The organism is Desulfoplanes formicivorans, assembly GCF_001748225.1.
Classification (GTDB): domain Bacteria; phylum Desulfobacterota; class Desulfovibrionia; order Desulfovibrionales; family Desulfomicrobiaceae; genus Desulfoplanes; species Desulfoplanes formicivorans.
The window spans coordinates 304,372-317,863 of the sequence record NZ_BDFE01000017.1; the positions used below are offsets into that span (position 1 = coordinate 304,372).

Sequence of the window (13,492 nt, forward strand, 5' to 3'; positions counted from 1 at the left end):
GGGATCTTACGGCCGGGCACAGCCGTCCAGGGGATGGCTACGCCGTCTGCCTGCCCTGTTTGATCAGATGGAATACCATGGACGCATACCTTCCCGAGGCAACATCCGGGAGGGAAAACAAAGGGAGCTCGGCCGGGGGAAAGGAACCGGTCAATCCGAAATACAGATCGGCAGAGATCTGATCCAGGGCAGGGGCCATTTCTTCCCACAGATCATGAGCCGCGATAAAGGGCATGCCATGGGTCCGACATTGCAGGGGACGATTGGCAAAAACAAGGCAGGCCCCCTCATCGGAAAAGGGACACAGGGTTTGCGTGCCCACCAGACAATGTCTGCCTTCGGCCGTCACCGTTCCCGTGGCTTCCCGTTCCTTGCGGGCCACAATGGCCGCCCGTTCAATAATTTCCATGCGCACCTTGCTGGGCAATTGGGCATCCTGGACCCGACGCAGATATTCTGCCTCCACAAGGGTCATGCGGATGGGGGTTGTACAACAGGCCATGGAATCCCTGCCACAGATCGACATGTCCTGTTGTCCGGCACGCAATCGGTCCACTTCATCCCGGATATTCTCATACTCCTGAAGAAACGGGACCAGATCCACCCCTTTGGGGACTTCAAGAGAAGGTTCCCGCAAGGTCAATTTGCCGGTCCTGCGGCCGTATTTGCGCACGGTCCACCACTGTTCGAAATTGGCTGGCTTGGCCCGCAGATTTTTGAGAATCTTGGCAGCCATCTTGTGCCCGAGCCCCTTGCGCAAAAGATACAGGTTGAGCACGGTTCCGGTCCGTCCGATGCCGTGCCGGCAGTGGATGTACACCTTCTTGCCCAGGTACAAGGACTCGTCCAGCCATTCCAGGGCAGGCTCCATGGTCCCGAGATCAGGAGCGTCCTCGTCGGCAATGGGCAGGTAATAGACCTCAAAGCCGTGATCCCGCTCAATGGTATGCAGATCACTGAACTCACCGCACAAATTCAAAATGGCCCGGATCCCCTGGTCGCGCAACGCGTCGAGCTGGGCATGGGACATGGGCGCGCCGCCCACGGCAAGCTGGGAGGTGACCCAGGTAAAAAAGGACCGGGAAGTGGTCATCCGCTGTAAAACTCCTTGATCAGGGGATCGATCTGTTCCGGGTTATCCAGACGCATATCCATGAGCCGGGTCATGGCAAGCACCCGCCCGAGACGGACCAGAGCCTTGCGGGTCTTTTCCGGAGAAAACCGATTCATGTGCGCGTCCAGCCGGTCTCCCTTGATGCTCACCTGAAACCCGGTTTCCCCAAGGACACGGGCGATGAACTCAAGACGCAAAAGCCGTCCCTCCCTGTCTGCTCCGCCACCCTTGAACCGGAAATTCACATAGGTGTTTTTGGAGTTTTCAGCGAGCAGGCTGTCCACAACCGAAAAATGATATCCGAAACGCAAAAGAACATGGGTGTAGCGATGGGAAACAACAGCATAACTGGCCAAAAGCGCGCTTTTGGCACCAAAGATCCCGGCACTGATCCGGTCGAATTCCTCCCAGTCCATGTGCGGCATGCGGCTGTCCCAGAAAATGTCCGGGCTGGCAAGCCCCTTCCAGAGCTTCCTCATGGGAAGACATCGGATATCAGAAGGCGTGACGGTTCGCCGCCGATGATTGCGGATCAGGCCTCCTCCAAGATCAACAATACGCATGGACAGGGGCAGATTCGACTCCAGATTCTTGGCCCGGCCCATCCCCCTTCCGGTCCTGTCCACCAGGGCAAACATGGTACGAACCGCTTTTTCATGCACCAGGCGGACAACATCGTGCAGGGAACGACAATGGTCCAGATCAAAATCCCGAGACGAGGCGTCTGTCAGATGCAGGGTCCCGATGGTATCCATGACCTGCGCAAGTCTCTGGGCCACCGAGGAAGCTTCCGGGTCAAACCGCTTGGTGGAGGCAGCCACCAACGCATCCACCCGTCCAGGGTAGATTCTGGCCGCATGGCCGTCCATGGTAATATGGTCCTGGTCCGCAAGACAGGTAACAACGTCCTGTCCCACCAGCACGGGAATGCCGAACTCCCGGGCAATGGCTGCAAAATGACAGGCCCTGCTTCCCGACATGGCCACAACACCACGAACGCGATCCATGACCGCAACCAGTTCGGGCCGCAACGAGGCAACCACCAGGATGCACCCGTGGGGCACTCCGCTCAAATCATGGCAATCCGTCAGAATATGCACCGGGCCATGGGCTGTGCCGGCGGCTGCCCGGCACAAATCAAGGGGAAAGGGGGCAACATCAATGGAAGGGGCTGACGGCTGGCAGACAGGCTTGACCGGCCCGGTCAAGGGGCGTGTCTGGAGGATGAATAAACGACCCTGATCATCAAAAGCCCACTCCAGATCCTGGGGTTCACCCTGGATCTCTTCGATCCGCATGGCCGTCTCAATGAGCTGGGCATACGCCTCTGGTTCCAGGCGTCCTGCCGGCTTGGCCATGACCTCACGGGTATCCCGGGCCACCAGACAGGTTTGGGGAACCTGCTCGCCATCCATAAGGTGTTCACCTCTTCCGGCAACCTCATAGATTCCCAGGTCATTGTCTGATCCCGAAGGATCACGGGTATAGACCACCCCGCTGGCTAGAGGATCGATCATGGGCTGGATCAGCACGGCCATGGGCGTTTCCGTATCGGTGAAACCGTGGTGTATCCTGTAGAACAGGGCGTTGGGACTGTACTTGCCGGCCAGCACCCGCTTGTAGGCATGAAGAAGGTTTTCCGGCTCCACATCCAGCACGCTTTCATACTGCCCGGCAAAGGAAAACGAACCGTCTTCGGCCACGGCGCTGCTGCGCACGATGAGCCTGGAACCGCCGCCGGCACCAAGACATGATTCAATCCCGGCGTTCAGGGCCTCGACCACGGGTTGGGGCACGTCTCCGGCCAGAATCAGATCCTGCATGTACCGGGCAAGCTTGGCCATCCGGACCTGATCATGGGGACGGATACTCTGCAGGGCCCGGTCAAGGCGAAAACGCAGATCATTGTGTTCCACAAAAAGCTGCCACGCCCTGGAAGTGACCACGCAACCGGGCAGAATCCGGATGTCCTCATGGGGCATAACCCGGGCCAGGGCAGCCGCCTTGCCCCCCACAAGCTGTTCATCCAGCAGATGGCCATCAAGAAACAGCACATACGGCGGATCTGAAGGAGGGGAAGGCTCTGAACAGGCCGCAAGAAGATCCTCGGCCAACTGATGATGCCATTGAAGAATGGCTCGCGCCGAGCCCGGCGACATGATTTCAAAGGCCTGGATCATCTTCCGGGTTGCCTTGATGGCCCGGCGTATCAGCCAGACAATCCTGGCCCAATCGGCACATTCGTGACCCTGACGGATTTCCTGGAGATCGGCGATGATTTCCAGGCCCATGTTGTCATAATGGAGCAGGTCCATGAAGGCATTGTACCGCTCACGCATGAGGGTACCCGGCATGAAAACCTTGCGGGCCAGATGGGAAAGGGAAGGATGGTTCATGGAAGCAAAACGGGTCACCCCAGCATCTCGGCCACCTTGGTTTCGAGTTCATCCTTGTCAATGGGCTTGACGCAGTATTCCACGGCTCCCAGGCTGAGGGACTCCCGAGCCGTTTCCAGGGTGGGATAGCCGGTCAGCATCATCACCTTGATGTCCGAAGAAATACGCATCAATTCCTCAAGGACTTCCATCCCGCTCATCTTTTTCAGTTTCATGTCCAAGATGGCCAGATCAACAGGATTCTTGCGGGCAAAATCAATGCACTCCTCTTCTTCGGTAAAGGAGTGGACCGTGTGCCCCTTGCGGGAAAGAATCCTCTTGATGAGGGTACCTGCATCCTGAACATCGTCGAGTACAAGTATGTTTGCCATGACAGCTCCCGGGTCATGATGTAAAGTAGCTGTGCTACCCTATTCCACCCCCTTGCAAAGGTCAAAATCAACGTGCATGTTCAGGGAGACGCCCGCCCAACCGGAGTGGACAGACGAGTCAAAATTTCTTGTTTTCGAATAAAATCGAATGGTTATAAAAAGTTAAACACATAATCAGGCCAATAAACCAGCGTATGGCGTGACTCTGCGCCCCCTTTCCTTGCCTGGACAGAGAGACGGATGGCACAAAAAAAAGACTCAAAATCGAACCATAAAATTGAGATCAATTTTCAGCAATCTCGTAATTATTTAAAATAAAAGATGTTAATATTTGTTTGTGATTTAAGTCACAATATTTTATTGTTTTTACCACAAATCACAAAAAATCATGTTCAAAAAAATTCTTTTTTTCCCATTTTTGCTTTTGCACCCGCCCGAACCTAAGGACACACGTGCATGTGCAAAATATCACGAAAGCGCACCCGAGGCCCCATTTCCTTGCAGGTCCGCTGCAAGGCCTCTGGTATAACCCTTCAACCTTATGTCCCGACGAGGTGATCATGACGTACAAGGAAATGCAGGAAATGCTGATGAAGGAATTGCGGCTGTACCATTATCCCATAGCCGTCAAATTTTTCTTTGACCAGGAAGCAGTGGACGCGTTCAAGAGCAAGGCGGACTACGTAACTCCGGTCAAGCCCACCACCTTCTGCCAGTGGGAAATCGCTGCCCGAATGAAGGGACAGATCGTTTTCGGAACTATGGACAATCAGGGATGTTCCAATGCCCGGTACAACTTTGGCTGGAAAGAATTCGACGATGCCGAAATCAAAAGTCACGCCAAATACACCAAAGACCTGGATCAGGCTGCCCGGTTTGTCCAGTCCAAGACGTGCCTTCCCAAGGGATTGCTGGGGATCGTTGTAGCACCCCTCGGATCCATCGACGGATTGTTCGATCCCGATACCGTCCATTTCTACTGCGACAACATGCAGGCCTACCATCTTGCCGTGGACTACATGGCCGCCACAGACACCCACCCCCTGCGGCCGACCATCACCATGAACTCCTCGGCCTGCGGCGGCAACGTGACCAGCTACATCCACAAGGAATTCAACATGCTCCCTGCCTGTTCGGGCAGTTACAACGCAGGCAAGACCGAACGCGGCGAAATCAACGTGATCATTCCCGGCGAACAGTTTCCCGCCGTCATGGACCGGTTGAAGGAGCGCATTGAAAAGACCAGCGCCTCCATCACCAAACCGGGTGATGGCTTCCCCGGACAGGACATCTGCAAGAATTGTCCGCTCATCGTCTTCAAAAAAGCGTAAACAAAGTTCTGTTTCATGACAAGAACCCAGAAACCATGAACAAAATATTGCGAGGAGAAATCATGCCAACCATCAGAAAACACTGCATCATTCTCGGACTGGCCCTTGTGGCCGTTGCCATCTGGCTTGATCCGGTCTGGGCCGACCGTCTGCAGGAGGCCATCAATGCCACACCCAAGGGAACGGGTGCCGGTCAGATCAATCCAGCTGCTCCGGCCGGATTCCTGGGCATCCCCGGAGCTCCGGACATCAACCTCATCGTGGCCTTTTTCTGGGCCATTTGGGTGGGTTGGATCTTTTCCACCGTGGGCGCCTTTGGTGGCATCATGGCAGGTGTTGGTCACATCACCATCTTTGGCCTGAGCAATTTTGCCTCCGGGTTCAAGAAAACCTCCCCGGTTCTGAACAAGCTGGTCACCGACTCCATCCGGGTGTCCAACCAGTGGCTTGTGGGCACCTCCGCAGCTTCTTCCTCTTTCAACTATTATAAAATGGGCAGGCTGGTTCTTCCCCTGGCCCTGTGTCTGGCTGCCGGTTCCATTGCCGGTTCCTATCTGGTGCCCTGGCTGACAGCCGGCAAGATCTCTCTCAAGTCGTACATCGGCTATTTCGGCCTGTTCGTCCTTTTCCTGGGCTGCTACCTGTTCTATGAAACCACACCCAAGGGTCAGGCCGGCAAGAAAAAGGCCCGTGCCGCTGCCAAGGCCTTTGAAGAGGCCAACATGGGCAAAAACCGCGGCCAGGCATCCACTCAGGATCAGGGCGTCAAGGTGCTCAACTTTGCCCTGACCAAATGTTCCTTCACCTTCTACGGGGTGGAATTCTCCTTCAACCCCCTGGTTCCCGTATGCGGTGGCTTTGTCATCGCGGCTCTGGCCTCCTTCCTCGGTGTTGGTGGCGGCTTTCTCCTGGTGCCCTTCCTGACCAGCGTGGCCGGCCTGCCCATGTACCTGGTTGCCGGAACCTCGGCCTTTGCCGTGCTCGTGGGCATGACCACCTCCATCTTCACCTACATGGTGGTCAAGGACACCCCGGTTTTCTGGCCCCTCATCGGTATCGAGCTCCTCGGCGTTCTGGTGGGTTCCTTCATTGGCCCCCGGACCTCCAAGTACATCCCTGATGTCTGGCTGAAGCGGCTCTTTGTTGTCCTGGCCCTGTACGTGGGTATCAGATACACGTCCAAGGGATTCCTGGGATTCAGCCTGCTGCCTCCGTTCTAACTCTGGGACGGTTTGACCACCTGATGCATACGGCCCGGTTCACCGCCACGGAGATCCGGGCCGTTTTGTTTTGACCTGAGGCGCAGGAAGATTTACATACCACTAAAAACACCCTTATCCCGGATTTGTATACACCACCATGACCTGGACTCTCATTCTTTCCTTTCTTGATCCCGTGCTCATCGCACCCTACCGGCTCCTTTCCCCCTACCCGGATCTGGCCTTCTGGTTCGGCACCCTGGTTTTGGCCCTGGTCTGCATTGTCCTTGGCGAGGCAAGCATGGCCCTGGTCTATCTGGTCAACAGAGGGTATTACGCACGGCTGAACAGGGAAATGATCCGGATGCACAACATCTCGGTGGACGCCATCAGGCAAAAAAACAAATCCGTCTACAAATCTGCCAATTCCTGGGCCAACGAATATTTCGGCAAGGTCTTTTTTGCCCAGGCAGCCCTGTTTGCCGTATCCCTGTGGCCCCTGCCCTTTGCTCTGGGCTGGATGCAGCAGCGCTTTGCAGGCATTGCCATTGCCACGGTTCCGGGCATCGACTGGGAGCTGGAATACCCCTTTGCCCTTATCGGAGGCTACATAGTGCTGCGGTTTTTGTTTTCGCGCATCAAACACAGGCTGCCCCTTTTTGACCGCATAGAGGCCATGCACAAGGAGGATGCCCAGCTCTCCGGCGAACTGGCCTCGTGGAATGAGTAGAACTGTTTGCAGATTCTGTGTCAGCTTGCACGTTGTGCACGGATCATTGCAACGTTCACGCACGGAGGAACACCCGTCGGCCTGAGTGCCACCAGCTGAGACGTCAGGCCCCAAACCGGATCATACAATGCCCATGACCCCTTTCCGATGCCGAACATGTCTGCGCCTTCTCCTGGTGGCCCTGTTGTCCATCCTGCCCTGGATGAACGGGTGCGACCGGGGAGAAGAAGTCGTTTCCGTGGATATGGGCAAGCGGGAGACCATCCACCAGCCCGGCCAGGATCAGGCCCTGACCTATGCCTACCTGCCCCAGTACTCCCACACGGTCTCCTATAAACGCCACAATCCCCTTGTCCGCTATCTGGCCCAAAAAACCGGCCTGGCCATACGCCAGGTTTTTCCCAACACCTTTGACGAACATCTGGACATGGTTCGGCAAGGCAAGATCGACATTTCCTTTTCCAATCCCATGGTCTACGTGCACCTAGCCGAGGCCGGAGCCAGGGCCTTTGCCCGGATCATCGAACCCTCTTCGGGCAAACCCGTGTTTCGGGGGCAGATCATTGCCCGGGCCGACAACCCCTTTGTCACCCGGTTGTCCGATTGCGCGGGCAAGCGGTGGATCGCCGTGGACCCCCTGTCCACCGGCGGCTACCTCCTGGCCCTGGGCTATTTCAAGGATCACGGCATTTCCAGGGACAGTTTCGCGTGCATTGATTTTGCGCCGGGCCCGGCTGGCAAACAGGAAAAGGCCATTTTGGCGGTTTATGCTGGCAAATACGATATCGCCTCCATCCGGGAAGGCGCCCTCTCGGTTGTCAGCCGGAAAATCGAGCCCGACTCCATCCGGATCATCGCCACCACACCGCCCTATCCAAGCTGGGTCTATTCGGCCCGCAAGGGACTTGATCAGAACATTGTGGACCGGATCGCCCGGGCCATGTTCACCCTGTCCCTGAACAATCCCCAACAGGCCGAGATCCTGCGCACGGCCGGCATGGACGGGATCATTCCAACGGTGGACAGGGACTACGATCCCATCCGTCGTCTTGCCCGGCGACTGATCCATGACATGCCTCCTGCCTCGACCCCTTCCTGCAACCAGGCCGGCCAACGGGAAGGTGACTCATGAAAACCTTTTCCCGCATGCGCGTGCGGACCAAGGTCAACATCGGCATTGCCCTGATTGTGCTCTTTTCCTCCCTAGTGGTGACCCTGTTCGTCACCCCCATCACTTCCAGGGCCCTGATCGATGAATTCCTCAAACAGGGCAGGGTCATGGCCGGCAATCTTGCCCTGCGGGCCACCGATCCCCTGCTGGCCACGGACATGCTCGCCCTCAAGGGCATGGTGGATGAACTCATGCGGGTGGACGACGATGTGGCCTACGCCTTTATCCAGGATGACCAGGGGCGGGTGCTGGTCCACACCTTTGAGCACGGCTTTCCCTCGGATCTCAGAAATGCCAACCAGGGACAAGATCTCACAACAACCGGCATCAAAACCATCGATACCGGCAAGGCAAAAATCTATGATTTTGCAACACCCGTGACCATTGACGGCAAGCACCTGGGCACGGCCAGGGTCGGTCTCTCCCAGCACAAAATCCAGCAGGTCATCCAGGGCCTCATCATGACCATCATCATGATCGCCGGCCTGACCCTGTGCGCAGCGTTCATTCTTTCGGCCCTGTTTTCGCGGCGCATCACCTTCCGGCTGGGACTTCTCCAGCGTCATGCCGAGGCCATTGTCAAAGGCAACATGGAGCAGCCCACCTATCCCGGTCCGGTGACCAAGTGCTGGGAGATCAGGAATTGCCAGCGCACATCCTGCGTGGCCTGGGGCAATACACGCTACAGATGCTGGTGCCTGGGCAACACCCAGTGTCCGGAATGCTCCAACCTGCCCTTTCCGGAAAAGCTTGCCGTATGCCGAAAATGTTCGGTGTTCAGAAACCGCAGCGGTGACGAGATTCAGGAGCTCATGGAGACCTTTGACATCATGGCCCTGACCATGCGCTCGCACATTGATGATCTCAAGCAGGCCGAACAGAACATGGCCCGGCAGCAGAAATTCCTGCGCACCATCCTGGACGTGTCTCCTGACCTTATCGGCCTGACCGGGCCCGACCACAAGTACATTGCCGCCAACACCGCCTTTGCCCGATACGTGGGCAAGACCGTGGACTCGGTCATCGGATGCACGGACAAGGACCTGTTCCCCCGGGAGATTGCCGAAGCACGCATGGCCCAGGCCCAGGATATTCTGGTTACCGGAACGGTCACCAGCGAAGAGCAGCTTCTGCCTGGACATGCCGATGCATCAGGCCGCTGGTTTCATGTCATACGACTTGCCATGCGCGATCAAAATCGGCAAATTACCGGCGTTCTGACCACGGCCAGGGACATCAGCGTTCTCAAGAGCTATCAAGACCAGCTCATCCAGTCCCAGAAACTGCAATCCCTTGGCAAACTGGCCGGAGGCGTGGCTCACGAGATCAACACCCCCCTGGGTATCATCCTCGGCTACGCCCAGCTGCTGCAGGAAGACGTGGACAAGAACGGTCCCATTTACAATGATCTGGAAATCATCATCCGGCAGACGCATTTCTGCAAGAAAATCGTGGCGGACATGCTCGGGTTCTCCCGCCAGAGCCAGAGCCAGAAGGTCATCATGTGCTTCAACAATTCCATCATGGAGATCATTCATCTTGTCCGTCACAGTTTCCAGCTCGAGCATGTGACCATTGTCACCGAACTTGACGATCGCTTCCCCATCATCCAGGGCGATCCGGAAAAGCTCAAACAGGTCTGGATGAATCTCTTGTCCAATGCCCTGGACGCCCTGGAAGGGGGAGGGTGCATCCTGGTGAGAACCCGCCTTGACGTAGCCAACATGACCATTACCGCCTGGATTGCGGATTCAGGATGCGGGATTCCTCCCAACAAGATCAATTCCATTTTTGATCCTTTTTTCAGCACCAAACCCACGGGCAAGGGAACCGGACTGGGCTTGTCCGTGTCCTTTGGCATTATCAAGGACCACCACGGAACCATTGAGGCCACCAGCCCGCTGCCGCCGGAATTCAAAACCAAGGATATGCCCGCAGACAGCGGACCCGGAACCGTATTCAAGGTCTCCCTCCCGCTGGAGCCGTTGCAGGAATCCGGCCCGGGCTATTGCGTGATTCCGCGATCCGAGAAAATGAGCAAGCCATGACCCTGCGACACATCTTTGCCCACTGGACCTACGAAACCTTTCCTCCCGGAGCCATTATCCGCTCCAAGTACAACGCCTTTGCCCGCATCATGCGCGAGGACGAAACCTGTCTGGGCATCATTGCCGAAATCGAAGACATCCATGCCCGGCACCCCATGGCAGACTGGTCCAAGATCCTGCATCTCACCTTCCGGCTCGACCTGCACGTGCGCAAGATGCTCGATCACCTGCAGCGGATCAATCCCCTCCAGTTCATGGACATCATGGATTATGCGTCCAAGACCAGCTTTTACATGCGCATGGCCGTGAGCGTGGCCGACCCGGAAATAAGCCCCCCGTTTGTCTTTCCCCTGGCCGAGGCCTTCAAGCGGAAAAAACACGCCAACTACGCCTCCACCGCCCTGTCCCGCATCATGGCTGCCAGCTCCTCCCCGCTGCCCATTCCCAGGGGATTTGTCATTTCTTCCAGCGCCTATCATTATTTCATCGAGGCCAACGACCTGAGGCCCAAAATCGACAAGATGCTCAGGGAGATCAATCTGCACCATCCCGAGGGCATCACCCACATTTCCAGGGCCATCCAGGAGATCATCATGGAAGCCCCCATTCCCGACAGCGTGGCCGATGCCCTGGAAATTGCCACCCTGGATCTTGTGGGCGGTTCCGGTACCGTGGACATGGATGCGGACCCCCGATGCACCCCGGCCACCCTGGGGCTTGCAGCGCACCATGTCAGACTTTCGGGCATCACTCTTTCCGGAATACTCCAGGCCTGGAAGGAATGTCTTCTGGTCAAATACCGTCCCCAATGCATCAGCGAGCGTATTGAACAGGGGCTGGCCGACAGCGAGGCCCCCATGGTGGTCATGGTCCAGGCCATGACAGCCCATGTGGAATCAGGATGGTTTCGGCCCGAACCCACCCGGGCGGCCCTTGATCTGCCCGAACGGACCCGACAACGGGACATGGTCTCCATCATCAGCAACGTTTCTTCCTCCCGGGAAGAAACGGCCACCATGCTCCTGGCCAGGGACGAGGGGCACCGGGTACTCCTCCATCCTGAACCGGCCTTCATGAGTCCGCACAATGCCAAACAGCTGACCATGCAGGGACTGGCCATCCAGGATCTGCTCCCCGCGCCCCATGCCATTGGCTGGCTTCTGGATACACGGCATCGTCTCTGGATAACCTCTGCACTCCCCCTGGAAACCAGAACGTCCAACCGGATCCGGTTCGACAAGACACTGGAACTGGTGAGCCGCCTGACCCTGACGCCCATTGATCCGACCCGGAAGGTCACGGCAAAGCACATCAGGTCCATGTACGACATCATCTCCTTTGCCCGGGAAAAGGGTATCAAGGAGATGTTCGGTCTGGTCAACCGTTCGGGCCTGGGCCTTGAAGGGGCCAAGCTTTTGGATCGTCCCCCTGTCAGGATCTGGATTCTCAACCTGGCGGGCGGATTCTTTCCCACGGCAGCAGGCAAGAGCCATGTGGGTCCCAACGAATTCAAATCCATTCCCATGTGGGCCTTGTGGTTTGGCATGGAGTCGAGCCTGGAAGGACAGAGTCCTGCCAGCGAAACAGCACAACGCGAATACCGGCCCCTTTTATACGGCCATGCCATCCTCTCGCGCACCTATTTGCACGTGAGCCTTCACGCCAACCGGGATTTTGCTGAAATCGACACGGTATGCGGCCAGGATGCGTCCCGCAACCATATCGGTTTCCGTTACAAATCAACGGTTTTTTCACCGCCCAGCGCCTGCATCCTCCAAATGGAAACCATGCTCCAGGACCATGGTTTCACCACCAACCGGCAGGGCAACATGATAGAAGCCCGCTGTGAGAACCTGGAGGAAACCCAGATCCAGAAACGGCTGGCTGTCCTGGGAAGACTCATTGCCAAACAGGGACCTGACGCCGCCATGCACCAGCAGGGAGGATGAGAAACCAGGACAGGCATTCCGGCCGACCCTTGGCCCACACCAGCACGAACCTGCTGCAGCGTTTTTCACTCTACAGACCTGACATCCAGAGGGTGCCTCCCATGCGATTCTCCCGACCCATTTCCCCGGACGAACTCTTTTCCGCCAAAATCGGTATTGCCCTTGGCAGCGGCGCTGCCCGGGGCATCAGCCATATCGGTGTGCTCCAGGCCCTGAACCAGCTGGGTATCACCCCCTTTTGCATTGCCGGAACCAGCGCCGGGGCCATCATGGGCTCCATGTATGTTGCAGGCAGATTTGAGGCCTATGCCGACCGGCTCGAACGGTGGACCCGCAAGGACACCCTGAACATCCTGGACCCTGTTCTTCCCAGATCAGGGCTCATCGAAGGGAACAAATTCATCGAATTCCACCGCCAGTATTTGAACATGTTCCGCTTCGAGGAGTGCGACATTCCCATGGCCATGATCATGACCGATGCCCGCACCGGCCAAGAGGTGGTGGCGCGCACGGGGTCCATCTGCAAGGCCCTTCGGGGAACCATCTCGGTTCCGGGCTTCATCACCCCGGCCCAGTACAACGGGCGGATCTTCCTGGACGGGGCCCTGGTCAACCCCCTGCCCGTTGATGTCTGCAGAAACATGGGCGCGGATCTGGTCATTGGCGTGGATGCCAATTCCAGATTCATCAAGTCCAAGATGCAGGGCAAAAACAAAACCAGACCCCAGGCGTCGTTTCTGAGCCAGCAAAATTTCATTGCCTCCTGGGCCGCCCGGCTGGAGGGACACGACCTCTTTCCGGCCCCGTTCTTCCGCAAGCTCGTCCAGCGCAGGAACACCAATGGCTCCCCGGACATGTCCCTGTTTGAAATCGTTTCCAACACCATTGACATCATGGAGAACGCCCTCAAGGAAACCCGGCTGGCCAAGGACCCGCCGGAGATTCTCCTGCGCCCGGATACCCGGCAGATCAGCTTCCTGGACATCCACCTGGCCCGGGAAGCCATCAAGGCCGGCAAGACCAGTGTGCAGGAGATGATGGAGCACCTGGAAAAGCACCCCCCAACACCATCTCCCGCCAGGAAGTAACCCACCTTGCAGCCGGTCCGGAAACGCACAATGCCCACCGGGTTTTCCCGATGGGCATTGATAGTGATACCGACAATAAACAAGCAGGCCGGGGT

General features: G+C 57.0%; 10 protein-coding genes. 7 read left to right on the plus strand and 3 right to left on the minus strand.

Features of this window, described 5'->3' with window-relative positions:
- Positions 1 to 37 precede the first annotated feature (37 nt).
- From DPF_RS10635 to DPF_RS10645, 3 genes are read right to left on the minus strand one after another with little or no spacing between them, the layout of a single operon-like run.
- The gene (locus DPF_RS10635) at positions 38 to 1,093 is read right to left on the minus strand and encodes a phosphatase domain-containing putative toxin (protein ID WP_069859633.1); all 1,056 of its coding nucleotides are present in this window, start codon (positions 1,091 to 1,093) and stop codon (positions 38 to 40) included.
- The gene (locus tag DPF_RS10640; protein ID WP_069859804.1) at positions 1,090 to 3,510 is read right to left on the minus strand and encodes a PEP/pyruvate-binding domain-containing protein; all 2,421 of its coding nucleotides are present in this window, start codon (positions 3,508 to 3,510) and stop codon (positions 1,090 to 1,092) included. Before DPF_RS10640 ends, DPF_RS10635 begins: the two co-directional genes overlap by 4 nt.
- Before the next feature lie 14 nt (positions 3,511 to 3,524).
- Positions 3,525 to 3,881: a response regulator gene (locus DPF_RS10645; RefSeq protein WP_069859634.1), complete on the minus strand. Its 357-nt coding sequence runs from the start codon at positions 3,879 to 3,881 to the stop codon at positions 3,525 to 3,527.
- Between the two features lie 560 nt (positions 3,882 to 4,441).
- Here DPF_RS10645 and DPF_RS10650 point away from each other — a divergent pair.
- The 7 genes from DPF_RS10650 (at position 4,442) to DPF_RS10680 (ending at position 13,397) form a co-directional block, all read left to right on the plus strand.
- Positions 4,442 to 5,212 (plus strand): DUF169 domain-containing protein, encoded by a 771-nt coding sequence (locus DPF_RS10650; protein ID WP_176724240.1) that lies wholly within the window; start codon positions 4,442 to 4,444, stop codon positions 5,210 to 5,212.
- A gap of 62 nt (positions 5,213 to 5,274) precedes the next feature.
- Positions 5,275 to 6,432 carry a sulfite exporter TauE/SafE family protein gene (locus DPF_RS10655; RefSeq protein ID WP_069859636.1) on the plus strand — a complete coding sequence of 386 codons (1,158 nt, stop codon included), beginning with the start codon at positions 5,275 to 5,277 and terminating at the stop codon, positions 6,430 to 6,432.
- Positions 6,433 to 6,571: 139 nt separating this feature from the next.
- Positions 6,572 to 7,141, plus strand: a complete 570-nt coding sequence (locus tag DPF_RS10660) for a hypothetical protein (protein WP_069859637.1) — start codon at positions 6,572 to 6,574, stop codon at positions 7,139 to 7,141.
- A 133-nt stretch (positions 7,142 to 7,274) separates the two neighbouring features.
- Positions 7,275 to 8,273, plus strand: coding sequence for a phosphate/phosphite/phosphonate ABC transporter substrate-binding protein (locus DPF_RS10665; protein WP_069859805.1), 999 nt, complete (start codon positions 7,275 to 7,277; stop codon positions 8,271 to 8,273).
- Complete coding sequence (locus DPF_RS10670) at positions 8,270 to 10,360, plus strand: ATP-binding protein (RefSeq protein WP_069859638.1); 2,091 nt, start codon at positions 8,270 to 8,272, stop codon at positions 10,358 to 10,360. The genes DPF_RS10665 and DPF_RS10670 overlap by 4 nt, the downstream gene beginning before the upstream one ends.
- On the plus strand, positions 10,357 to 12,309 hold the full coding sequence (locus DPF_RS10675) for a PEP/pyruvate-binding domain-containing protein (RefSeq protein ID WP_069859639.1): 1,953 nt from the start codon (positions 10,357 to 10,359) through the stop codon (positions 12,307 to 12,309). The genes DPF_RS10670 and DPF_RS10675 overlap by 4 nt, the downstream gene beginning before the upstream one ends.
- Before the next feature lie 101 nt (positions 12,310 to 12,410).
- Complete coding sequence (locus DPF_RS10680) at positions 12,411 to 13,397, plus strand: patatin-like phospholipase family protein (protein WP_176724241.1); 987 nt, start codon at positions 12,411 to 12,413, stop codon at positions 13,395 to 13,397.
- Positions 13,398 to 13,492 lie beyond the last annotated feature (95 nt).

Excerpts from the sequence above, each read along its gene's own strand:
- DPF_RS10635 (WP_069859633.1), bottom strand. The coding sequence starts at position 1,093 with ATGACCACTTCCCGGTCCTTTTTTACCTGGGTCACCTCCCAGCTTGCC.
- DPF_RS10640 (WP_069859804.1), bottom strand. The coding sequence starts at position 3,510 with ATGAACCATCCTTCCCTTTCCCATCTGGCCCGCAAGGTTTTCATGCCG.
- DPF_RS10645 (WP_069859634.1), bottom strand. The coding sequence starts at position 3,881 with ATGGCAAACATACTTGTACTCGACGATGTTCAGGATGCAGGTACCCTC.
- DPF_RS10650 (WP_176724240.1), top strand. The coding sequence starts at position 4,442 with ATGACGTACAAGGAAATGCAGGAAATGCTGATGAAGGAATTGCGGCTG.
- DPF_RS10655 (WP_069859636.1), top strand. The coding sequence starts at position 5,275 with ATGCCAACCATCAGAAAACACTGCATCATTCTCGGACTGGCCCTTGTG.
- DPF_RS10660 (WP_069859637.1), top strand. The coding sequence starts at position 6,572 with ATGACCTGGACTCTCATTCTTTCCTTTCTTGATCCCGTGCTCATCGCA.
- DPF_RS10665 (WP_069859805.1), top strand. The coding sequence starts at position 7,275 with ATGACCCCTTTCCGATGCCGAACATGTCTGCGCCTTCTCCTGGTGGCC.
- DPF_RS10670 (WP_069859638.1), top strand. The coding sequence starts at position 8,270 with ATGAAAACCTTTTCCCGCATGCGCGTGCGGACCAAGGTCAACATCGGC.
- DPF_RS10675 (WP_069859639.1), top strand. The coding sequence starts at position 10,357 with ATGACCCTGCGACACATCTTTGCCCACTGGACCTACGAAACCTTTCCT.
- DPF_RS10680 (WP_176724241.1), top strand. The coding sequence starts at position 12,411 with ATGCGATTCTCCCGACCCATTTCCCCGGACGAACTCTTTTCCGCCAAA.